The following is a 20,618-nucleotide window of genomic DNA, read 5'->3' as shown; positions in this document are numbered from 1 at the left end:
CATGACACTGGTGGCCGGGGTCGACTCGTCGACCCAGTCGTGCAAGGTCGTGGTCCGCGACGCGGAGAGCGGTCGCCTGGTCCGGGAGGGCCGGGCGCCGCACCCCGACGGGACGGAGGTCGACCCGGCCGCGTGGCGGGCGGCGCTGCAGGCGGCCATCGCCGGGGCCGGCGGCCTCGGCGGCGTCGCCGCCGTCGCCGTCGGTGGGCAGCAGCACGGGATGGTCTGCCTCGACGAGGACGGCGCGGTGGTCCGCCCGGCGCTGCTGTGGAACGACACCCGCTCCGCGGGAGCCGCGGCCGACCTGGTGGCCGAGCTCGGCGGGCCGGAGGCCGGTGGCCGGGCGTGGGCCGATGCGGTCGGCCTCGTGCCGGTCGCCTCCTTCACGGTCACCAAACTGCGCTGGCTGGCGCAGTCCGAGCCCGGGAACGCTGCCCGCACCGCGGCGGTGTGCCTGCCGCACGACTGGCTGACGTGGGAGCTGGCGGGCTCACGTGACCTGGGTGCGCTCGTCACCGACCGCGGGGACGCGAGCGGCACCGGCTACTGGTCGCCCGTCACCGGCGACTACCGCCTGGACCTGCTGGAGCGGGCTTTCGGGCGCACCCCCGTCGTCCCGCGCGTGCTGGGCCCGGCCGAGCAGGCCGGATCGGTCGCCGCCGGCTCCCTGGCCGGCGGCGAGGAGGGAGCGGCGCTCGGCCCGGGCACGGGGGACAACGCCGCCGCGGCGCTCGGCCTCAACGCCGAGCCCGGCGACGTGGTCGTCTCCATCGGCACCTCAGGGGTGGTCTCCACCGTCTCCACCACGCCGATGACCGATCCGACCGGCACCGTCGCCGGGTTCGCCGACGCCACCGGGCACTTCCTCCCGCTGGTCACCACCCTCAACGCCGCCCGCGTGCTCGACGCGACCGCCCGGCTGCTGGGGGTCGACCACGCCGAGCTGTCGCGGCTGGCGCTGTCCGCGCCCGCCGGCGCCGGCGGCCTGGTGCTCGTGCCCTACCTGGAGGGGGAACGGACGCCCAACCGGCCCTACGCCACCGGGGCGCTGCACGGCCTCACCCTGTCCACCGGCGACCCGGCGCACCTGGCGCGGGCGGCCGTCGAGGGCCTGCTGTGCGGGCTGGCCGACGGGCTCGCGGCCGTGGCCGCCGGGGGGACGCCGGTGCGCCGGGTGTTCCTCGTCGGCGGCGGCGCACGCTCCGAGGCGATCCGCCGGATCGCCCCCGCCGTCCTCGGCGTGCCGGTGCTCGTCCCGCCGCCGGGGGAGTACGTGGCCGACGGCGCTGCCCGGCAGGCGGCCTGGGTGCTGGCCGGTGGCGACACCCCTCCGGTCTGGCCGAGCGCGGCCACCGAGGTCTACGAGGCCGACCCGGTCCCCGCCGTCCGCGAGCGCTACGCGGAGGTCCGGGACCTGACCGCGGACCGGGTCAGCGGCGCCGGTACCTAGACTCGACCGAGGGGCACGGCGATCCGGAGCCCCGCACCGATCGAGGAGAGTGGTAGTGGCCGTCCGAGCCATCCGGGGCGCGACGCAGGTGGACGCCGACGAGCGGGAGCTGGTCCTCGACGCGACCCGCGAGCTGGTCACCGCGGTCATGGAGCGCAACCAGCTGGAGCACGACGACGTCATCAGCATCCTGTTCACCGCCACCCCCGACCTCGTCTCGGAGTTCCCGGCGCTGGCCGCCCGCGAGCTCGGCTTCGGGGACGTGCCGCTGATGTGCGCCACCGAGATCGGCGTCCCGCACGCGCTGCCGCGGGTGCTGCGGCTCATGGCGCACGTGGAGACCGACCGGCCGCGCGCGGATGTGCAGCACGTGTACCTGCGCGGGGCGAAGGCGCTGCGACGGGACATCGCCCAGTGAGCGGGGACTTCACCGGCCAGGTCGCGCTGGACGGCCCGTCGGGGACGGGCAAGTCCAGCGTCGCCCGCGCGGTCGCCGCGCGGCTGGGGGCGGCCTACCTGGACACCGGTGCGATGTACCGCGCCGCGACGGTCGCCGTCCTGGACGCCGGGGTGGACCCGGAGGACGCCGAGGCCGTGGCCGCCGCCGTCGCCGCCGCCCGCATCGAGGTCGGGACGGCGGCCGGCACCGAGCTGGTGCAGGTCGACGACGTCGACGTCGCCGTCCGCATCCGCGGCCCGGAGGTCACCCGCGCCGTGTCGGCGGTGTCGGCGGTGCCCTCGGTGCGCCGCCGGCTGGTCGACCAGCAGCGCGCGCTGGTGGCGGCGGCCGACGCGGTCGTCGTCGAGGGCCGCGACATCGGCACCGTCGTCCTGCCCGGCGCGACGCTGAAGGTATACCTGACCGCCGCGCCCGAGGCCCGTGCCCAGCGCCGGGCGGCGCAGCTGGGCCTCAGCACGCCGGACGAGATCGCCGAGCTCGCCGCCGACCTGCGCCGCCGCGACGAGTACGACAGCAGCCGCGCCGACAGCCCGCTGCGCCCGGCCGAGGATGCCGTGGTCGTCGACAGCACCCACCTGGACCGCGAGGGTGTGGTCGACCGGGTGGTGGAGCTGGCGCTCTCGACGGTGGGGGCCGCGTCGTGAGCGAGCTCGCGAGCTCAGGCAGGGACACAGCACCGACGGTCGTGCGTACGACGAGCGCCAGCGAGGAGGACGCATGACCGAGCAGACTGGTCCGCTGCCGGTCGTCGCGATCGTCGGCCGGCCCAACGTCGGCAAGTCCACGCTGGTCAACCGGTTCCTGGGCCGCCGCGCCGCCGTCGTCCAGGACACCCCGGGCGTCACCCGCGACCGCATCGCCTACGAGGCGCTGTGGAACGGCAAGCGCTTCACCGTCGTCGACACCGGCGGCTGGGACCCCAGGGCCAGCGGCCTCGGCGCCTCGATCACCCGCCAGGCCGAGTACGCGATGAAGACCGCCGACGTCATCGTGTTCGTCGTCGACAGCCAAGTGGGCGCCACCGACACCGACCTGGCCGCCGCGCGGATCCTGCGCCGCAGCGACCGGCCGGTGATCCTGGTGGCCAACAAGGTCGACGACGAGCGCAGCGAGTCCAACGCCGCGGAGCTGTGGTCGCTGGGGCTCGGGGAGCCGCAGCCGGTCAGCGCCCTGCACGGCCGGGCCAGCGGCGACCTGCTCGACCTGGTCCTCGAGGCGGTGCCCGAGGCCCCACGAGAGCAGGAGGAGGAGGGCGGCCCGCGCCGGGTGGCGCTGGTCGGCCGGCCCAACGTCGGCAAGTCCAGCCTGCTCAACCGGCTGGCGAAGGACGAGCGGTCGGTCGTGGACTCGGTCGCCGGCACCACCGTCGACCCGGTCGACTCGATCGTCACCCTCGGCGGCGAGGAGTGGCGGTTCGTCGACACCGCGGGCCTGCGCCGCAAGGTCAACACCGCCAGCGGCATGGAGTACTACGCGAGCCTGCGCACCGAGGCCGCGATCCAGGCCGCCGAGGTCGCCGTCGTCCTGCTCGCCGCCGACGAGGTGGTCAGCGAGCAGGACCAGCGGGTGATCACCCAGGTGATCGAGGCCGGCCGCGCGCTGGTCATCGCCTTCAACAAGTGGGACACCCTCGACGAGGACCGGCGCCATCAGCTAGAGCGCGAGATCGAGCGCGACCTGGCGCGGGTGAAGTGGGCGTCGCGCGTGAACATCTCGGCCCTGACCGGCCGCGGCGTCGACAAGCTCGCCCAGCACCTGCGCGAGGCGCTGGCGTCCTGGGAGACCCGGGTGCCGACGGCGGAGCTCAACACCTACGTCCGCGCGCTGGTGCAGGAGACGCCGCCACCGGCCCGCGGTGGCCGCGCCCCGAAGATCAAGTACCTGACGCAGGCCGACGTCCGCCCGCCGCGGTTCGTCGTCTTCTCGACCGGCTTCCTGGAGGCCGGATACCGGCGCTTCCTGGAGCGCAAGCTGCGCGAGCGCTTCGGCTTCCACGGCACGCCGATCGAGATCTCGGTCAAGGTCCGCGAGGGGCGGGGGAACGAGCGCTCCAGGGGCTGACCGATGAGTCCGGGCTCCGGGGGCGGTCTTCCCGGCATGACCGAACCGCAGACCCAGACCCTGCAGACCGAGGGCGCCGTCCTCACCTACGACGTCCGCCCCGGCTCCTCGGCCTCGGAGCCGCCGCTGCTGCTCATCGGCTCGCCGATGGGCGCGGCGGGCTTCGGCACGCTGGCCGCGCACTTCCGCGACCGCACCGTCGTCACGTACGACCCGCGCGGCGTGGAGCGCAGCCGGCGCACCGACGGCGCGAGCGAGACCACGCCCGAGGAGCACGCCGAGGACCTGTCCCGGCTGATCGCGACGGTGGGCGCCGGGCCGGTCGACGTCTTCGCCAGCAGCGGGGGAGCGGTCAACGCGCTCGTGCTCGTCGCCCGCCGCCCCGAGCTGGTGCGCACCCTCGTCGCGCACGAGCCACCGGCCCTGCAGCTGTTGCCCGACCGCGAGCAGGCGCTCGCCGCGACCCAGCAGGTGCGGGACGCCTACCGGGCGCGCGGGTTCGGCGCCGCGATGGCGAGGTTCATCCGGCTGGTCGGCCACCGCGGCCCGGTGCCCGACGACCTCGGCGACCTGCCCAACCCGGCCGCCTTCGGCCTGCCGGCCGAGGACGACGGCTCGCGGGACGACGTCCTGCTCGGCCACAACCTGATCACCTGCACGTCCCACGAGCACGACATCGAGGCGCTCAGGACCGCGCCGACGCGGATCGTCGTGGCGGTCGGCGCCGGATCCGACGGCGAGCTGGCGCACCGGTGCGGGGAGGCGCTGGCCGAGCGACTCGGGCAGGCGCCGGTGGTGTTACCCGGGGACCACGGCGGCTTCCTCGGCGGCGAGTACGGCCAGACGGGGGAGCCGGAGGCATTCGCCGCGACGCTGCGCGAGGTGCTGGTCGCCGACCGGGACGCGGTTCCGGCGCGGGGCTGACCACCAGGTCGGGCGCCTCAGAGGGTGTTGGGTAACTGACCGACCACCTCGGGTGCCGGTCTGGCCGGATCAGGTGCGCGCCCGGCGTGGCAACCCGATGGGGATGGTCGGCCGGTGATGGTCCAGGTGAATGTGCGAATGCCTGGATCGGGAGGCGTATCCCAGTTCGCTGACCGATGCGCAGTGGGCGGTGGTCGAGCCGCTGCTGCCGGTTCGTGATCCTCGGCGCGGTGGGCGGCCGCTGACGTACGACCGCCGGCTGGTGCTCGACACGATCCTGTACGTGCTGGTCAGTGGCTGCGCCTGGCGTCAGGTGCCGCATGACCTGGCGCCCTGGGACGCGGCCTATCGATGGTTCCGCGCCTGGAGCGCCGATGGCACCTGGGACCGGGTGCACGACCAGTTGCGCGATCGACTGCGGGCCCGGGAGGGACGCACCGTGCAGCCGTCGGCGGCGGTGCTGGATTCGCAGTCCGCGCGCAGCGCCGAGGGCGGGGAGGCCATCGGCTACGACGCCGGCAAGCGGGTACGCGGCCGCAAACGGCATCTACTGGTCGACACCGGCGGCCTGCTGCTGCGCGCGGTGGTGCACTCGGCCAGCGTGCAAGACCGCGCCGGCGCCCGGCAGGTGCTGACCGGCATCCATGCGTTGTTCCCGCTGCTGGCGCTGGTCTGGGTCGACGGCGGTTACGTCAACGTGGTCGATGCCGGGCTGGTCGGTTGGGCCCGGCGCGCCGAAGACCTCGAAATAGTGGCCGTGGCGCGCAACGCTGACCGCAGGGGCTTTCAGGTGCTGCCCCGCCGCTGGGTGGTGGAGCGGACCTTCGGCTGGCTGACGAGGTGCAGACGGTTGGCACGCGACTACGAACGCAAGACCAGTCACGCCGAGGCCATGATCAAGGTGGCGATGATCCGGCTGATGGCCGCCCGCCTGGCCGGTGAGGACCGCCAACCCCACGGCGCCATCGAGACCGAAGCTGCCCGTCGCCTCGCCAAGGATCTCGACAGAGACCAGTAGTCAGGCGGTTACCCAACACCCTCTCAGCCGGTGCGGTAACCTGCTCTACGCAGCGATCGGGCGGTGCGAGCCGCCCGGCGCTCGGGCTGTAGCGCAGCTTGGTAGCGCACTTGACTGGGGGTCAAGGGGTCGCAGGTTCAAATCCTGTCAGCCCGACAGTGAAACCGCAGCTCAGAGGCGGGTCGGTCCTTCGGACCGACCCGCCTCTCGCGTAAGTACAGCAACCGCACCGCAACCGGAACCGCAACGCGGTTGCACCGCAACGTCACCAGTGGATCGCCTGCCCGAGCTTGTCGGCCGCCTCGCGCTGCTGCGCCGGGGCCACGTGGCTGTAGATGTCGGCCGTGATGGCGTAGGAGCTGTGCCCAAGGTGCTCCTGCACCACCTTCGTGTGCGTGCCCGCAGCGAGCAGGAAGCTCGCCGCCGAGTGACGCAGCGTGTGCAGGTGGACGCCGCGCAGGCCGGCTCGCTCGGCCAGTGCCTCGAACCGACGCAGGACGTTGCGCGGTTCCAGCGGCGTGCCGATCTCTGACGTGAACACGAGCCCGCTGGCCTGCCACAGGCTGCCTGCGGCGAGCTGCTCCGCGGCCTGGCGCTTGCGGTGCGCCCGCAACGTCTCGACGGCGGGGACGGGGAGCGGCACGGTGCGCCGCGACTTCTCGGTCTTCGGCTCGCCGAGCTCAAGCCCGGCAGACGTCCGCGACAGCGTCCAGCGCACCCGGACGACGGCCGCATCGAGGTCGACGTCTCGCCAGTGCAGGGCCAGAGCCTCACCGCGGCGCAGGCCGGTCGCCAGCATTACGCGGTAGAGGGCCTCTAGGCGGTCACCGCGGACTGCCTCGAGCAGCGCCTCCGCCTGCTGGGCGGAGAGGTAACCCGCGTCTTTGCGCTCGACGGCCGGGCGTTTGACCAGGGCAGCCGGGTTGCGCTGGATCAGCCCGTCCCGGACCGCGACGTCAAGGGCGGCCCGGAGCACGGCGTAGATCGTTCGGACGGATGACGCAGAAAGGCCCGCGCGGCGCTTGGCGAGCACCAGGGCCTCCACGTTGGAGGGGCGAAGCCGGTCGAGGGGCAGGCTGCCCAGCTTCGGCACCAGATGGCTGCGAGCAATTGTCGCGTACAGGTCGATCGTCGCCTGCTTGCGGTCGCTCGCCGGCAGCGCCTTCGTCGTCCAGTCCTCCAGCCAGGCGGCCATCGTGATCGACGCATCCTTGACGGGGGCGCCAGCCTCGACGCGCTCCCGCAACTCCCGGAGCTTCGCCCGCACCTCCGCCTGCGTTCTGCCGCTGACCTCCCGCCGCTTCACCTCGCCGAAGTCGTCTCGGTAGGTCAGGGCCGAGTACCACCGTCCGTTGGCCCGCTTGAAGATCGAACCCTCGCCGTTCCCTCGCTTCGCCATGGGGCTGCTCCGATCGCCGGGGCCGGCGGCCGCCCGGCCGCTTTCCGTTTTCTTCCTGATGGTTCGGCGGACAGTGTTCAGCACCGGTCTGACCACGGTGCCCGCTCTGCACAGGTCAGGCCGCATCCGGGGGATCGGGATCAAAGAGCCCGCTCTGATTCGCCGACTTCGGCTGGCTGCGTCGACGGTGCTGGGCAGGCGCCACTGGGTTCTCTAGCATGCGGACATAGCGCTCGAGTTCGGCGCGGGCCAGCCGACAGCTGCGATCGATGTGGACCGGGCGCAGGTCGCCGGCCTTCATGAGGGCGTAGACCGTGGTGCGGCCGATGCGGAGAACCTTGGCCGCATCCTCGGGCGTAAGCAGCAGGGGGCTCTTGGTCAGCATGTCCTGCAGCGACTCGGGGTCGCCCATCTCGTCTCCTCCAAGTATTCCGGTCCGCCGGTCGCCGTCCGGCAGTGGCCGTGCGCGGGCGACGATGGGCGCGGTGCGTTCCTCGACGATGAGGGACCGACCTCCTGTTCTTCTCCGGTTCCGCGCTAGTCAGCACGGACCGGTGACCAGCGGGAAGGAGGCACCGGCTCCGCAGCTTCTCCCGGTCCCCGCGAGCTGCTACCGGAGGAGTACGGGAGGGAACCTGGAGGACACCGTGGTACCGCGGGTCCAAGCTGCCGTACCCGATGTCCTGTGGTCTTGGAGACGCCCCCTGTCACCGGTGGAGGTGTCAGCGAGGTCGGTCTCGAGGGTCCCCGATGGGACAATGCCCCTCGGCGCGGAGGCCGATGTGGTGCCGGCGGTGGTAGGCGGCCAGGACGGCGTCGAGGGCAAGTGACAGGCCGGCAAGGTCACGGTCGTAGATCCGGCCGTCATCGAGCTGCGCAGCCAAATCGGCGAGGGCCTGAGGCCAGTCGCGTCGGGTGACTGACTGCCGCACGGAAACTTGCACGCGCCGTTCGACGATCTGCACTGCCGCCCGGCCCGAGGCCGCAGCGCGGGTTTGCTCCCAGGCGCGGTGCCGGCAGGTCGCCGAACACCATTTGGGGATCGGGCCCCGGGCTCGGGCGGTGATCGGCCCGCCACACCAGCCGCAGGCCGTCGCGGCGGCCCGCCGCTCGGGGCCGCCTCCGGCCTCCGCCGGGTCGGAGCGGGCCTTCGTCGTCCGTGTCCGCTGGGCTTGTTGACGCCGTTGCTGTTCGCGCTGTCGGGCCCGGTTCTCGGGGATGCCGCGGTCTCCCATGCCTCCGATCTTGCTGATCATCCTCCGGAAACTCGTCACCACGAGTTGATGAATCCCTGAGTGCATGAGGTGTGTGGCACATGATCTTGGTCCGTCTCCAGTAGCGACCAGGAGCAGGATGGCCCGGTGGAGCGGAGCACCAGGATCGACGTCGAGGCCCCGGTCGAGCAGGTGTGGAAGCTGCTGCGCGAGGTCGAGCTGTGGCCGGAGTGGGCGCCGACGGTGACCTCGGTGCGCCGCCTCGACGACGGGCCGCTCGCCGTCGGGTCCCGGGTCCGGGTGGAGCAGCCCCGGATCCCCCCGACCGAGTACGTGGTGACCGTGCTTGAGCCAAGCCGCTCGTTCACCTGGGTGGCCACCGGCCCGGGCGTCCGCACCACCGCTCGGCACCTGCTCGAGGAACTCGGTACCGGCGGTACGCGTGTGACGCTGTCGGTGGAGCAGGCCGGGCCCGTGGGCGTGGTGATGGGACGGTTCTACCGCCGCCTCACTGATCGGTACCTGACCGCCGAGGCCGAGGGGATCAAGGCCAGGAGCGAACGACAGGTGTGAAGTCCGGCCATGCGCGCAGCCGCGGTGGCTGGGGACGGTCCCTGAAGTCCCGGGCAGCCCCTGCCGGGGGGAGCCGTTCCGGGCTGAAAATGGTGCGCGGTCACCCGTAGACGCCGTAGTCGCCTGGTCAATCGAGGCCGTTCTGAAGTCGGGCGCGGGGAGCTGTGCTGTGGGCCGTTTCGTGTGCTGCGAGCACGAGGATCAGATTCACCGTTCCCTGCAGCTCCCACGGGTAACCGCCTCAGCTGGCGCGAAGGGGCGGAGGCGAGACCGGTGCAGGTCTAAGCCGAGCGGGACGAGATCATCGAACGGATCGCTGCACTCGATGTGAGCAAGGCCGAGGTGGTGTGCTGCGCCCGGGTGCCCGGCCCTGGCCGGCAGCGGATGCAGGAGGTCCGCACCGTCTCCACGATGACCGCCGCGCTGCTCGGGCTGGGCGACTGGCTGGCCGGCCTGGGAGTGACCCGGGTGGTGATGGAGGCGACCAGTGACTACTGGCGGGCGCCGTTCTACCTGCTGGAGGACCGGTTCGAGGCCTGGCTGGTCAACGCCCACGACGTCAAGCACCTGCCGGGCCGGCCCAAGACCGACCGGCTCGACGCGGTGTGGCTGTGCAAGGTCGCCGAACGGCAGATGCTGCGGCCGAGCTTCGTGCCGCCACCACTGAGGTTTTCTCAACGGATTGGTCGCTCGGCGGTGGTAAGGACGAGGGCTGCGGCGACGATGGCACCGATGCGCTGAGGACACAGGCGGATGCGCCGCAGCGCTTTCCATCGGGTCTTGAGCAGGGCGATACCGCGCTCCCCTTCGGCGCGCAGCCGGGTCAGCAGCTGGTTGCGGCAGGCGCTGCTCGGGGCCAGGTTGGCGCCCTTTGCCGGCGTGTGGATGCCGATGCCCGCGCCGTCGTAGCCCTTGTCGGCCAGGGCGGGTAGGCCCAGCCGGGCGGCCGCGACCTGCAGAGCAGCGAGGAAGCCGGTGGCCCGGGCGGCGGCGAGGTCGTGCATCGAGCCGGGCTGGACGTCGGAGACGGCCACGGGGAAGGCGGCCGGGTCGCAGACCACCTGCACGTTGCCGCCGTGGGCGCGGTGCTTGCCCGAGTACCACAGGTCGTGGCCGGACTCGGGGTTCCTCACCCGGCAGCGATCGGTACGCACGAGAGTGCCGTCGAGGGTGACGTGGCTCCAGCCGGCGGCCCGTCCGGCCTGGAGCACCTGGTGCAGGTCGGGAGCTCGGTCGGCGAGCACATCGATGCCCTCGTGCAGATAGCGGTAGCCGGTGGCCTGCGAGATGCCGGCGTCGCGGGCCAGGGTCGGCATGCCGGTGTCCTGGCGGAACCAGCGCAGCACCAGCACCGCCTGGATGCGGGCGGAGGCGGCGCGGGCGCCGATGCCGGTGCCGCGGCGGCGGCGTTCGGCGATCAGCAGATCGGTGAGCAGGGTGGCGGTGGCCTCGGGCACGTCGAGCGTGGCAGAGTAAGTGATCACGTGGGGTCCGTGCGGATGAGGGTCGTTCTTGGTCGACGCCATCATCTGCCGGGCCCTACGCCCTTTGCAGCGGAGTCGCCGTCCAGCCCCTGACCTGCTCACTCGGCGTTCAGCAATGCACTCCTACGCGAATCCGTTGAGAAGTCCTCAATGTCTTCTTAATGCGATGAGCCAACTTGGCTCGCGACGGAGCCGAGCCCCTCCCGCTTGACAGCGGAGAACCCCAGCTGAGGGCCTGTCCCGAGGGATCCTGAGCTACCCCCCCGACCGCTACGTGGGGGACGAGGTGCGAAGTCCGGGCGGCGCGCTGCGGCGGCGCCTCCGTGTCGCCCCGCGCATGGGGCTGCAGCCTGCCCAGGTTCTGTCGGGTCGCCATGGGTGGCACAACGCGGCCATGGCATCGACACGGGTGTCGGCCGGATGCGCCGGAAGCGGCCGGATGCCCGTGGCCGTCCGGGGTTCAGCCCGGTGGTGAGTCGAAGTTCCGGGGCATCACCGGGCCGAGCTCGTCGGCGGCGATGACCGCGGTGTGCGCCGGCGGGGAGGTGTCGAGGTCCACGACCCCGGTCTTCTTGGGCCGAACTCGGGATCCACACTGGTGGCCCAGAAGCGGGGGCGACGCCAGCGCACCCCTTCGGCCAGCAGGAGAAGGTGCACCTGGAAGCGGGCGATGTCGATGCCGGCGGCGCGGGCCGCGGCGGTCAGCGCGTCCAGGGTCCACACCGCCGGACCCGTCGCGTCGCTCGCAGTGAGCTCGCCGGTGTCGTCGCGGACCAGCCGGCCCGGCGGCGGGCTGGCCGCTAAGGCGATGAGCGGTCACGAATTGATGCCGCTTCTGTATGAGGGCGCGTCTGCCGAAGAAGCATCTGCAGCGGTTCCTGGACGAGACTGCGCGGATGGAGGTGCCGCCCTGGTCCTGGGGTAATCGGCGTCGGCGATGTACCCCGCGACCAGGGAGATCGCCACTGAGGGGTGTACCGCAGCTTCTTTCGGAGCCATCCCGAGGACGGTGAGGTGACGTCACGTCGTGGGAAGCCCGGATCTCTGTGTGCCAGCTTGTGTGCCAGTCACGGCCGTACACCGGCGTTCGCGACCGTCCACCGGCGTCGACAGAATTGGCTGACCTGCAGATCCGTACGGAGGCGGACGACCGCGAACCCCATACTCGTGGACTGTGAGTTGCACGGTAGGGGAGTGGGCGGAGAGTGCCGCTGCGTCCGAGGCCCGATCTATACGCTTGGCGGAGAGCTTGACATGCTCGGAGCGCGGCTCTCGTTACCGAACTCGGCCGCCGTCGCGACAAGGATGACCCGTCAGGCAACTGGGACGGGGCATTGGAGACCCCGCTGAATAACAGCTGGAGGATTCCGTCGGCGCGGCCGGCGAAGGTCTCAGACCATTCGACGGGTGGCAGCGCCGATGTGGAGGGGCTGCGGACGGCGGAGCATGACACTTCAAGGCACCGTCACGCTCGGCAACGGCCGTCCGGGCGGGGCGAGGGTTGCATCCGCGCTGGTCGGGACGGCAACACTTGACCGCCATTCGCCGCTTTCCGGGTCAGTTCGCCACCGTCCGCCGTCGTTCCATATGCTGGTTGACCTGCGCAGATTCCAGGAATATCTGTTGATCGACGACGCCACCAAAGAGTGGCTGGCCGCCCTCCCGCGCAACTGACGTGCGCAGCGCCACCCCGACGCTAAATCGCAGCCGGACCATGGCTGGTAGGCGCTCATGACTCAGCCGCTTCGACAACGAGCATGGCCTGGTAGACGAGGCAGAGGCGCTCGTGGCCGGCGACCGTCGGAGCCGAGCATGGGGCGGCGGATCCGCCAGTTCAAGTCTGGGGGTTATTCGCGAGACGTTCGTTCGCTGAGTCAGCAGTCAACTATGAGGCAGTGGTCCCTTTCGCGATGCTCCGAACGTGCGACGCACCCTCGAGGGTCGTGGGTGCAATGGCGGAGCTCATGGCACTGGCGGGGTGGTTCTGACTACCCTGATCGTGTCAATGGGCCGTATGGCTCATCTTGACTTTTCGGTCGGTATCCGGAAGATGTTGGTCATGGCAACCAAGACCAATGTCATGCTGGTGGACGACCTGGACGGGGAGTCACCGGCCGACACCACAGTGAAGTTCGGCATCTCGGGCACTGAATACGAGATCGACCTCACAGACGACAATGCGGCCGAGTTCCGTAACGCGCTGTCGAAGTATGTGAGCGCAGCGCGCAAGGTTGGCTCGACGAGCAAGGGCCGCGCCGCTGTGCGACACACCACCACCGAATCGACCGACCCCGTGGCAGTCCGAGCTTGGGCGAAGGGCCAGGGGATCGACGTGTCTCCGCGCGGCCGCATCAAGGCCGATGTCGTCGAGCGGTTCCGGGCCGCCGGCAACTGAGCCTCCTGCCTCCGACCGGCGCCGGCCCGACGGGGCGGGCCGGCGCCGAAAGGGGTCCCCCGCCGTGCTCAACTGCTGGCTACCGGCCTCGGGCGGCCGGCGGCCATCGGCTGACAACCTCGAGCAGGACGCCGGCGTGGCCGCGCTAGTCGAGCGGGCACCAGCAGGCCACATCATGGCCGCGCAGGATCCGGCGGGCTCCGGCGGAGTAGTCGCGGGTGGCCCAGCGACGAAACCCGCCACCGCGGTCGCGGTGTCCGGGCAGCGGACGACGCGGACGCCGTTGTCGTAGGTGCCCGGCTCCTGGGACCTGGGCACCAGCCGGGTGCGGTGCTGCTCACCGGCCAGCCACCAGCGGGGACGTCACCCACGGAGGCCGGCTCGCTCTGCGAGACCTCGAAGCGCCGCAATACGTTGCGAGGCTCCAGCGGTGTGCCGATCTCCGTGGTGAAGACCAGGCCGTTATCTGTCCAGGCTCCGGCGGCCGTGCGCTGTTCCTCTAGTTGCCGGTCCGGTGGGCCCGGAGCGTCTCGATGGCCGAGCGGGGGAGTGGCACGGTCCGGCGGAACTTATCGGTCTTGGGCTCATCGAGCTGCAGCCCTTGGGACGTCCGGGACAGGGTCCAGCAAACCCGCAACAGCGCGGCGTCGAGGTCGACGTCCGACCAGTGCAGCCCCAGCCCCTCCCCGCGGCGCAGCCCGGTGGCCAGCATGACCCGGAACAGCACCTCCAGTCGGTCGCCCCGGATCGCCTCGAGGGGCTCCTGCGCTTGTTCCGCGGTCAGGCGCGGCGCGTCCTTGCGCTCGACGCCGGGCCGCTTCACTGCTGCCGCGGGGTTGCTGCGGATCAGTCCGTCGCGCGAGGCGATGTCCAAGGCGCCTCGTAGGACCGTGTAGATCGTCCGCACAATGGACGGCGCGAGGCTGGCCTCTCGTTTGGCGACGATGAGCGCTTCGACACCGGACGGACGTAACCGGCCGAGGAGAATGGTCCCGACCGTGGGAACGAGTTGGGTGCGGGCGAGGGTGGCGTAGAGGTCCTTGGTGGCCTGCTTGTGGTCGCTGACGGCGAGTGACTTGGTGATCCAGTTTTCGAGCCTGTGTCCTTCCGTAGACCGTCAGCCGTTCCGTCCTTGCGCCAGAGGAACTCTCACTGTTCGCTCGCCTCGCCACGTCGACCCTCCGGCGGTGTCGGACACTTCCGGGCATCCGCCGCCTTCCAGCGAGCTGCGAGGCTGTCTTCTTGCTGTCGGGACCTGACCGCGGACGCGCCTGATGCGGGCCCTGGTCCGGCAGGCTGTGGACGGGGGCGGACTTGTCCCCAGCCTCGAGCCGAGACGGCTGCTGGCTGCTCATCCCGCGTCGCGTGGGTGTCAATCCGACGTCGCGAAGACCGTGCTGCTTCTCACTGCCCCGTCGGCGTCGGTGCGATGTCCGAAGGAGCGCGGCGGACTGACTGTGAGCCCGGCACCTGCGCGCGTGCGGAGCACGGGACTGGATCGGCGGAGCGGTGGGACAAGGCGCAGAGTCGGGAGCATGGACGCCGCCGCGTGCCCGGCCGACGTGCCGCCGGGAGAGGGCCACCGCGCCGGTGAGCCGGGGCTCCGCCGGGCCTCGTTGGCGATCTTCCTGGCCGGCATCGCGGTGTTCGCGATGCTCTACGTACCGCAAGTTCTGCTACCCGAGCTGGCGCGCGCGTTCGGGATCTCGTCGGCCCAGTCGACGCTCGCCGTCTCGGTCTCGACCGCCAGCCTTGCTGTCGGTCTGCTCGTACTCGGTCCGATCTCCGACCGGCGCGGACGGACGGCCATCCTGCACGGCAGTCTGGCCGCGGCCGCGGGGCTCGGGGTGCTGGTCGCTGTGGCGCCGACCTGGTCGGTGCTGCTGGGGCTGCGCGGGGTGCAGGGGTTGGCCCTGGCGGGCCTGCCGGCCGTGGCCGCGGCCTACTTGCGCGAGGAGTTGCACGGCTTGGTAAGCACGCGGGCGATCGGGGTGTTCGTCAGTGGCAACGCGATCGGCGGGTTGACCGGCCGACTGCTCGGTGGCCTGCTGGCGGACCTCGGCGGCTGGCGGGCAGCGACCGGCGGTATCGCGCTGCTGGGGGTCGGTTGCGCTGTCGCCGTCCGGGTCCTCCTGCCGCCGTCTCGCCGCTTCCTCCCGATGCCCCGACAGGGCCGGCTGCTGCGGCAGCTCGCCGCCGCGGTCACCGACCCGGTGCTGCTCGGCCTCTACGGCTGCGCCGCGCTGCTCATGGGCGCTTTCGTGGCCGTCTACAACGCCGCCACGTTCCGGCTCGAGTCCCCGCCGTACGGGCTGGCGCCGGGGCTGGTCGGGCTGGTCTTCCTGGCCTATCTGCTCGGCTCGGTCAGCTCCGTTGTGGGCGGGGAGCTCGCCGGCCGGTTCGGCCGACGGCTATTGGTGCCGGTGTCGATCGCGGTGATGGTCGGCGGGGTCGCGCTGACCCTCGCCCGACCTCTGCCGCTGTTCGTCGCCGGGTTGTGCGTGCTGACGGGCGGCTTCTTCGCCGCCCACGGCGTGGCCAGCGCATGGGTGGCAGTGCGGGCGGGACGGCGTGGTCGCGCGGTCGGGCAGGCCGCGTCGCTGTACTCCTTCTGGTACTACGTCGGTTCTTCCGTCGGCGGCACGCTGGCCGGCCGGGCCTGGGACGAGGGTGGCTGGCCGGCCGTGGTCCTGCTGGCCAGCGGGCTCAGCGTCGCCGCCCTCGTGGTCGCCCTCGTGCTGGGTCGTAGCCGCAGCAGGTAGGGCAGCTGACGAAGGGGCCGGTGCAAGCGGTCGACCCCACCCGATTCCGGTGGTGAGCAGGTGAGCGCGGCACGTGTCGTCGTGACGTCCCGCTCCCGGGGTCGACGTCTGGGCTCACCTGGTGCCGCAGGGGGCGGTTGAGCGGCCCTGTGGTTGGGGTCTCGATGCCCGCCGACCGATCACTCCTCGTTGCCGATCGTTCGTGAGGGCACCGCCGCGACGGATCTCCCCACGATTTCGAACAGCACGCTGCGGGTGGACTGGGCGGCCCCCGCACCGTGCGTGCTGCGCACCGTGGTCAGCAATCGGTCCATCACCGGCATGGTCGTCTCCCGCAGCCGATGGTGGAGCTCCCGAGACCATCGACGAGGGGGTTCATGCATCCGGAGAAAGCCACACGTACTCGAGCTCCGGACGACCGGGACCGCGATACCGCGCCCGACGGTGAGCAGCTCCCTTGTCGACGAGAAACTCCAGATAGCGCCTCGTGGTAACCCTGGAGATGCCCAGGGCTCGAGCCACCTCGGCGGCGGAGACTCCTCCTAGTCCGCTGCACCTCTTGAGCGCCGCGGTGACGGCCTGGAGCGACTCGCGGCTGATCCCCTTGGGCAGGCGGTTCTCGTCCGCGTCCCGGAGCACTCCCAGTAGCTGATCGACCTCCTGCTGGACGAGGACCAGTTCTCCGACGTTCCTCAGCGACCGGTACGCCTCGTACTTCTCGAGCTGCTCCCGAACGCTGGTGAACGTGAACGGCTTGAGCAGGTAGTGAACGACGCCGAACGCCAGCGCCGTTCGGATGACCGACAGGTCGTGTGTGGCCGTGACGGCCACCACGCCCACGGTGCAGCCGGCTCCGCGCAGCGTGCGAAGCAGGTCCAGCCAGGACATGTCGGGCAGGTGCACTCCGAGCAAGACCAGGTCGACGTGCCCTGGCGCCAAGCGCCGCAGCGCATCCGCGCCCGTGCTCGCCTGCTCGGTCACTGCGAAGTCACGCAGCCGTTGGACGTGTCCGACCAGCAGCTGCGCCGTCGTCGCCTCGTTCTCGACGACCAGGACGCGCACTGTGTCCACCTCCGAGCATGGCCCACCGGGCTGCTGTGGAGTCGGCGCACTGCGGCGGCCTGGCTCCACGATGGTCCCGGGGGCCGGCCCGTCGCCGGAGTACTTCCCGTCGCGGCGCGGAGGCGCGGGCCTTCGACCCGCGGGCATCTGCCGCGGCATGGTGCCAAAGGACATGGGCGCTCCTGGAGTCGGCTCGGGCAGCGGTCTGCCCTTGCTTGCCGGCCCGGATCGGGCGGACGACTCTCACCATGAGGGCTCCCGTGACGGCGGTCACGCATTCGTCCATTGCGTACATCGGTCATGGACCCTCGCCGACCGCAGGCACGGCAGGCGGCCTCTGTGCGCGGCACGTCGCGCCGGGATGGCCCACCGGTGCTGGCCGGCCGCGGTCTGGCCGGCGCCCTCGAGGACGGAGGTGGCGGCCGGCCGGGAGGGCGGAGTACTGGTCGTGTCACTGTCCGGCGAACACAGAATGAACAGAAACGTGACACAGCTCACGCTTCGGGGCAGGCTTCTCCGGGCTTGCCGCGGTAGCCGCCCTACTGGTGCGTAGGGGCCACGGACACCGGCCGGTGCGTGACACCCCAGGCGGTCGAGTCGGTTCTGGGAAGGGCCTCATGTCTCAATCTGGCACCACACAGACCGAGGTGGAGCCCCGCGATCGCAAGCCCTACCTCCCACATCGCGGTGGCCCCTCGGCACTTGCGTCGGCCCCGTGGCCCCCTGGGGTGGATCAGGAGCTCAGGCCGTTGGGGACTCCTTCTGCAACGCGGTGGCGACCGTGTCCATCGGGACGTGGGTCGGCGAGTTCGACAAGGAGCAGGCCAGACTCGTCCTCGGCGGCATGGACCCGTTCGACGAGGTCCTCATGATCGACACCGAGGACCGTCCGAGCCGGCTGCGCGCCCGCCGCCCGGAGAGCCCGTCGCGGTCGAGCACTCCACCAGCACGATGGGGAATAGCACGAGATCCGGACGACCCCCGGTCAGCGGCGACCTGGTGAGCTGTGGGGCCGGCCGGCCCCACAGCCCCAGCGCCGCCAGGCAATCCGATGGCTGGAGGAGTGCTGCACCCGACCCTCCACATCCCAAGGGGAGATGGACGATGGCCATGCTCGACGACGCGGACCCGGCCGAGACGCAGGAGTGGATCGACGCGCTGGACTCGGTGCTGGCGTTCGAGGGTGCGGAGCGGGCGTTCCACCTGCTCGACGAGGTGGTCGCCGAGGCCCGCCGCAAGGGCGCGCCGGTGCCCTACAGCGCCACCACGCCCTACCTGAACACCATTCCGCCGGACAAGGAGGACCGGCACCCCGGCGACCGCGCCATCGAGCACCGGATCCGCTCGTTCATCCGGTGGAACGCGCTGGCCATCGTGCTGCGGTCGAACAAGGAGTCCTCGGAGCTCGGCGGCCACATCGCCAGCTTCCAGTCGGCGGCGACGCTCTACGACGTCGGGTTCCAGCACTTCTGGCACGCGCCGACCGAGACCCACGGCGGTGACCTGCTGTTCATCCAGGGCCATTCCTCGCCGGGCATCTACGCCCGCTCGTTCCTCGAGGGCCGGCTCAGCGAGGAGCAGCTGCTTGGGTTCCGCCAGGAGGTCAGCGGCGGCGGGCTGTCGTCCTATCCGCACCCGTGGCTGATGCCGGACTACTGGCAGCTGCCGACGGTGTCGATGGGGCTCGGCCCGCTCATGGCGATCTACCAGGCGCGGTTCCTCAAGTACCTGAAGTGCCGCGGGCTGTCCGACACCACCGGGCGGAAGGTCTGGGCGTTCCTCGGTGACGGGGAGACCGACGAGCCCGAGTCGCTGGGCGCCATCGGGCTGGCCGCGCGGGAGAAGCTGGACAACCTGGTCTTCGTCGTCAACTGCAACCTGCAGCGGCTGGACGGGCCGGTGCGCGGCAACGGCAAGATCATCCAGGAGCTGGAGGGCATCTTCCGCGGCGCCGGGTGGAACGTCATCAAGACCATCTGGGGCAGCAGCTGGGATCCGCTGATCGCCCGGGACACCTCCGGCCTGCTGCTCAAACGGATGGAGGAGGCCGTCGACGGGGAGTACCAGGACTTCAAGTCCAAGAACGGCGCCTACGTCCGGGAGCACTTCTTCGGCAAGTACCCCGAGCTGCTGGAGCTGGTCGCCGACATGAGCGACGACGAGATCTGGGCGCTGACCCGCGCGGGGCACGATCCCGGCAAGGTCTACGCCGCCTACAGCGCCGCGGTGCAGACCGTGGGGCAGCCGACCGTGATCCTGGCCAAGACGGTCAAGGGCTACGGGATGGGCGAGGCAGGCGAGGGGCAGAACATCACCCACCAGCAGAAGAAGGTCGCGGGCGCGGCGCTGGCCCGGTTCCGGGACCGCTTCGACATCCCCGTCTCCGACGAGCAGCTCGAGGAGGTGCCCTTCCTGCGCTTCCCGGAGGACAGCGCGGAGATGCGCTACCTCCGGGAGCGGCGGGCCGCGCTGGGCGGGCCCATGCCAGTGCGCCGGCGGCGCTCAAGCGAGACCCTGCAGGTCCCGGGCCTCGATGCTTTCGGCGGGCAGCTGGTGCCGACCGAGGGCCGGCAGATCTCCACCACGATGGCATTCGTCCGGATCCTCAACACGCTGCTGCGGGACAAGGCGATCGGCAAGCGGGTGGTCCCGATCGTGCCCGACGAGTCGCGCACCTTCGGGATGGAGGGGATGTTCCGGCAGTTCGGCATCTTCAGCCAGGTCGGCCAGCTCTACCGGCCGCAGGACGCCGACCAGCTCATGTACTACCGGGAGGCCCCGGACGGGCAGATGCTGCAGGAGGGCATCAACGAGGCCGGGGCGATGTCGTCGTGGATCGCCGCGGCGACGTCCTACAGCCTGAGCGACACCCCGATGATCCCGTTCTACATCTACTACTCGATGTTCGGCTTTCAGCGGGTCATGGACCTGGCCTGGGCGGCCGGGGATTCCCGGGCGCGCGGCTTCCTGCTCGGTGCCACCGCCGGGCGGACCACGCTCAACGGCGAGGGCCTGCAGCACGAGGACGGCCACAGCCACCTGCTGTCCTCGGCGATCCCCAACTGCGTCTCCTACGACCCGACCTTCCACTACGAGGTCGCGGTGATCGTCCAGGACGGGCTGCGCCGGATGGTCGCCGAGCAGGAGGACGTCTTCTACTACCTCACCCTCATGAACGAGAACTACGAGCACCCGGGGATGCCCGAGGGCTCGCAGGAGGGGATCCTGCGCGGGCTGTACCTGCTGCGCGAGGGGCCGGCCGCGCCGTCGGGCCGCAGCCGCAAGGCCGCGCGGCCGCGGGTGCAACTGCTGGGCAGCGGCACGATCCTGCGCGAGGTCCTGGCCGCCGCCGACCTGCTCGCCGCCGACTTCGGCGTGGACGCCGACGTGTGGAGCGCCCCCAGCTTCACTGAGCTGCGGCGGGACGGGATGGCGGTGGAGCGGTGGAACCTGCTGCACCCGACCGAGCAGCCACGGCGCAGCTGGGTCGAGCAGTGCCTCGCCGACCGGCAGGGGCCGGTCATCGCCGCCAGTGACTACGTGCGGGCCTTTGCCGACCAGATCCGCCCCTTCGTGCCGGGCAGCTACCGGGTGCTGGGCACCGACGGCTACGGGCGCTCGGACTACCGCCGCAACCTGCGTCGCTTCTTCGAGGTCGACCGCGGTGCGGTGGCCGTGGCGGCGCTGGCCTCGCTCGCCGCCGAGGGCGCCGTCCCGGCCACGACGGTGGCCGACGCGATCCGCCGGTACGGCATCGACCCCGAGGCGCCGCCGCCGTGGACGGTCTGACCGCATCCCCTCCTCGTCCGGAAGGCC

General features: G+C 71.4%; 20 protein-coding genes and 1 tRNA gene. 14 read left to right on the top strand and 7 right to left on the bottom strand.

What is annotated here, in order from left to right; genetic code table 11:
* Position 1: 1 nt before the first annotated feature.
* The 7 genes from xylB (at position 2) to GOBS_RS14525 (ending at position 6,069) form a co-directional block, all read left to right on the top strand.
* Complete coding sequence (gene xylB, locus GOBS_RS14555) at positions 2–1,450, top strand: xylulokinase (protein WP_012949024.1); 1,449 nt, start codon at positions 2–4, stop codon at positions 1,448–1,450.
* 55 nt (positions 1,451–1,505) lie between these two features.
* Positions 1,506–1,868: a chorismate mutase gene (gene aroH, locus GOBS_RS14550; protein ID WP_012949023.1), complete on the top strand. Its 363-nt coding sequence runs from the start codon at positions 1,506–1,508 to the stop codon at positions 1,866–1,868.
* On the top strand, positions 1,865–2,554 hold the full coding sequence (gene cmk / locus GOBS_RS14545) for a (d)CMP kinase (protein WP_012949022.1): 690 nt from the start codon (positions 1,865–1,867) through the stop codon (positions 2,552–2,554). The genes aroH and cmk overlap by 4 nt, the downstream gene beginning before the upstream one ends.
* On the top strand, positions 2,460–3,971 hold the full coding sequence (gene der, locus GOBS_RS14540; RefSeq protein ID WP_279432616.1) for a ribosome biogenesis GTPase Der: 1,512 nt from the start codon (positions 2,460–2,462) through the stop codon (positions 3,969–3,971). The genes cmk and der overlap by 95 nt, the downstream gene beginning before the upstream one ends.
* 36 nt (positions 3,972–4,007) lie before the next feature.
* Positions 4,008–4,895 (top strand): alpha/beta fold hydrolase, encoded by an 888-nt coding sequence (locus GOBS_RS14535; protein ID WP_012949020.1) that lies wholly within the window; start codon positions 4,008–4,010, stop codon positions 4,893–4,895.
* Between the two features lie 130 nt (positions 4,896–5,025).
* Positions 5,026–5,913 carry an IS5 family transposase gene (locus tag GOBS_RS14530; RefSeq protein WP_012947386.1) on the top strand — a complete coding sequence of 296 codons (888 nt, stop codon included), beginning with the start codon at positions 5,026–5,028 and terminating at the stop codon, positions 5,911–5,913.
* An 82-nt stretch (positions 5,914–5,995) separates the two neighbouring features.
* Positions 5,996–6,069 (top strand) — tRNA-Pro (locus tag GOBS_RS14525).
* A 109-nt stretch (positions 6,070–6,178) separates the two neighbouring features.
* On the opposite strand, the gene GOBS_RS14520 is transcribed toward GOBS_RS14525, so the two are convergent.
* The 3 genes from GOBS_RS14520 to GOBS_RS28890 all read right to left on the bottom strand — a co-directional run bounded on the left by GOBS_RS14520 (position 6,179) and on the right by GOBS_RS28890 (position 8,568).
* A complete protein-coding gene (locus GOBS_RS14520; RefSeq protein ID WP_049788299.1) occupies positions 6,179–7,396 on the bottom strand; it encodes a tyrosine-type recombinase/integrase in 1,218 nt (405 codons plus the stop codon).
* A gap of 31 nt (positions 7,397–7,427) precedes the next feature.
* Positions 7,428–7,724, bottom strand: coding sequence for a helix-turn-helix domain-containing protein (locus GOBS_RS14515; RefSeq protein ID WP_012949018.1), 297 nt, complete (start codon positions 7,722–7,724; stop codon positions 7,428–7,430).
* Between the two features lie 310 nt (positions 7,725–8,034).
* Complete coding sequence (locus GOBS_RS28890) at positions 8,035–8,568, bottom strand: hypothetical protein (RefSeq protein WP_243697506.1); 534 nt, start codon at positions 8,566–8,568, stop codon at positions 8,035–8,037.
* 105 nt (positions 8,569–8,673) lie between these two features.
* Here GOBS_RS28890 and GOBS_RS14510 point away from each other — a divergent pair, with 105 nt between their 5' ends.
* The gene (locus GOBS_RS14510; RefSeq protein WP_012949017.1) at positions 8,674–9,099 is read left to right on the top strand and encodes an SRPBCC family protein; all 426 of its coding nucleotides are present in this window, start codon (positions 8,674–8,676) and stop codon (positions 9,097–9,099) included.
* A gap of 327 nt (positions 9,100–9,426) precedes the next feature.
* Positions 9,427–9,840 carry an IS110 family transposase gene (locus GOBS_RS14505; protein ID WP_041241517.1) on the top strand — a complete coding sequence of 138 codons (414 nt, stop codon included), beginning with the start codon at positions 9,427–9,429 and terminating at the stop codon, positions 9,838–9,840.
* On the opposite strand, the gene GOBS_RS14500 is transcribed toward GOBS_RS14505, so the two are convergent.
* Positions 9,774–10,583 carry an IS5-like element ISGeob2 family transposase gene (locus GOBS_RS14500; RefSeq protein WP_041241516.1) on the bottom strand — a complete coding sequence of 270 codons (810 nt, stop codon included), beginning with the start codon at positions 10,581–10,583 and terminating at the stop codon, positions 9,774–9,776. The genes GOBS_RS14505 and GOBS_RS14500 overlap by 67 nt on opposite strands.
* 1,446 nt (positions 10,584–12,029) lie before the next feature.
* On the opposite strand from GOBS_RS14500, the gene GOBS_RS27575 reads away from it, so the two are divergent.
* Positions 12,030–12,257 carry a hypothetical protein gene (locus tag GOBS_RS27575; RefSeq protein WP_166487410.1) on the top strand — a complete coding sequence of 76 codons (228 nt, stop codon included), beginning with the start codon at positions 12,030–12,032 and terminating at the stop codon, positions 12,255–12,257.
* 385 nt (positions 12,258–12,642) lie between these two features.
* Complete coding sequence (locus GOBS_RS14495; RefSeq protein WP_012949014.1) at positions 12,643–12,978, top strand: histone-like nucleoid-structuring protein Lsr2; 336 nt, start codon at positions 12,643–12,645, stop codon at positions 12,976–12,978.
* 499 nt (positions 12,979–13,477) lie between these two features.
* Here the strand turns inward: GOBS_RS14495 and GOBS_RS27570 are convergent, their stop codons facing one another.
* On the bottom strand, positions 13,478–13,852 hold the full coding sequence (locus GOBS_RS27570; protein ID WP_166487409.1) for a site-specific integrase: 375 nt from the start codon (positions 13,850–13,852) through the stop codon (positions 13,478–13,480).
* Positions 13,853–14,513: 661 nt separating this feature from the next.
* On the opposite strand from GOBS_RS27570, the gene GOBS_RS14485 reads away from it, so the two are divergent.
* Positions 14,514–15,740 carry an MFS transporter gene (locus tag GOBS_RS14485; protein WP_012949013.1) on the top strand — a complete coding sequence of 409 codons (1,227 nt, stop codon included), beginning with the start codon at positions 14,514–14,516 and terminating at the stop codon, positions 15,738–15,740.
* Between the two features lie 179 nt (positions 15,741–15,919).
* Here GOBS_RS14485 and GOBS_RS27565 read toward each other — a convergent pair whose 3' ends face one another.
* Positions 15,920–16,063 carry a hypothetical protein gene (locus GOBS_RS27565; protein ID WP_012949012.1) on the bottom strand — a complete coding sequence of 48 codons (144 nt, stop codon included), beginning with the start codon at positions 16,061–16,063 and terminating at the stop codon, positions 15,920–15,922.
* A gap of 52 nt (positions 16,064–16,115) precedes the next feature.
* The gene (locus GOBS_RS14480; protein WP_012949011.1) at positions 16,116–16,802 is read right to left on the bottom strand and encodes a response regulator; all 687 of its coding nucleotides are present in this window, start codon (positions 16,800–16,802) and stop codon (positions 16,116–16,118) included.
* 781 nt (positions 16,803–17,583) lie between these two features.
* Here GOBS_RS14480 and GOBS_RS27560 point away from each other — a divergent pair.
* The gene (locus GOBS_RS27560; protein ID WP_166487408.1) at positions 17,584–17,805 is read left to right on the top strand and encodes a hypothetical protein; all 222 of its coding nucleotides are present in this window, start codon (positions 17,584–17,586) and stop codon (positions 17,803–17,805) included.
* Between the two features lie 101 nt (positions 17,806–17,906).
* Positions 17,907–20,591 (top strand): pyruvate dehydrogenase (acetyl-transferring), homodimeric type, encoded by a 2,685-nt coding sequence (gene aceE / locus GOBS_RS14470; RefSeq protein ID WP_012949010.1) that lies wholly within the window; start codon positions 17,907–17,909, stop codon positions 20,589–20,591.
* Positions 20,592–20,618: the final 27 nt, after the last annotated feature.

This window comes from Geodermatophilus obscurus DSM 43160 (assembly GCF_000025345.1).
GTDB lineage: Bacteria > Actinomycetota > Actinomycetes > Mycobacteriales > Geodermatophilaceae > Geodermatophilus > Geodermatophilus obscurus.
Note: the sequence above shows the minus strand (reverse complement) of the source record. Positions and strands in the feature narration are given on the sequence as shown.

Bases quoted from the DNA above. Each gene is read 5' to 3' on its own strand.
- xylB (WP_012949024.1), top strand. From the start codon at position 2: ATGACACTGGTGGCCGGGGTCGACTCGTCGACCCAGTCGTGCAAGGTC.
- der (WP_279432616.1), top strand. From the start codon at position 2,460: ATGCCGTGGTCGTCGACAGCACCCACCTGGACCGCGAGGGTGTGGTCG.
- GOBS_RS14535 (WP_012949020.1), top strand. From the start codon at position 4,008: ATGACCGAACCGCAGACCCAGACCCTGCAGACCGAGGGCGCCGTCCTC.
- GOBS_RS14530 (WP_012947386.1), top strand. From the start codon at position 5,026: ATGTGCGAATGCCTGGATCGGGAGGCGTATCCCAGTTCGCTGACCGAT.
- GOBS_RS14515 (WP_012949018.1), bottom strand. From the start codon at position 7,724: ATGGGCGACCCCGAGTCGCTGCAGGACATGCTGACCAAGAGCCCCCTG.
- GOBS_RS28890 (WP_243697506.1), bottom strand. From the start codon at position 8,568: ATGATCAGCAAGATCGGAGGCATGGGAGACCGCGGCATCCCCGAGAAC.
- GOBS_RS27575 (WP_166487410.1), top strand. From the start codon at position 12,030: ATGACACTTCAAGGCACCGTCACGCTCGGCAACGGCCGTCCGGGCGGG.
- GOBS_RS14495 (WP_012949014.1), top strand. From the start codon at position 12,643: ATGGCAACCAAGACCAATGTCATGCTGGTGGACGACCTGGACGGGGAG.
- GOBS_RS14485 (WP_012949013.1), top strand. From the start codon at position 14,514: ATGGACGCCGCCGCGTGCCCGGCCGACGTGCCGCCGGGAGAGGGCCAC.
- GOBS_RS27565 (WP_012949012.1), bottom strand. From the start codon at position 16,063: ATGCCGGTGATGGACCGATTGCTGACCACGGTGCGCAGCACGCACGGT.
- aceE (WP_012949010.1), top strand. From the start codon at position 17,907: ATGGCCATGCTCGACGACGCGGACCCGGCCGAGACGCAGGAGTGGATC.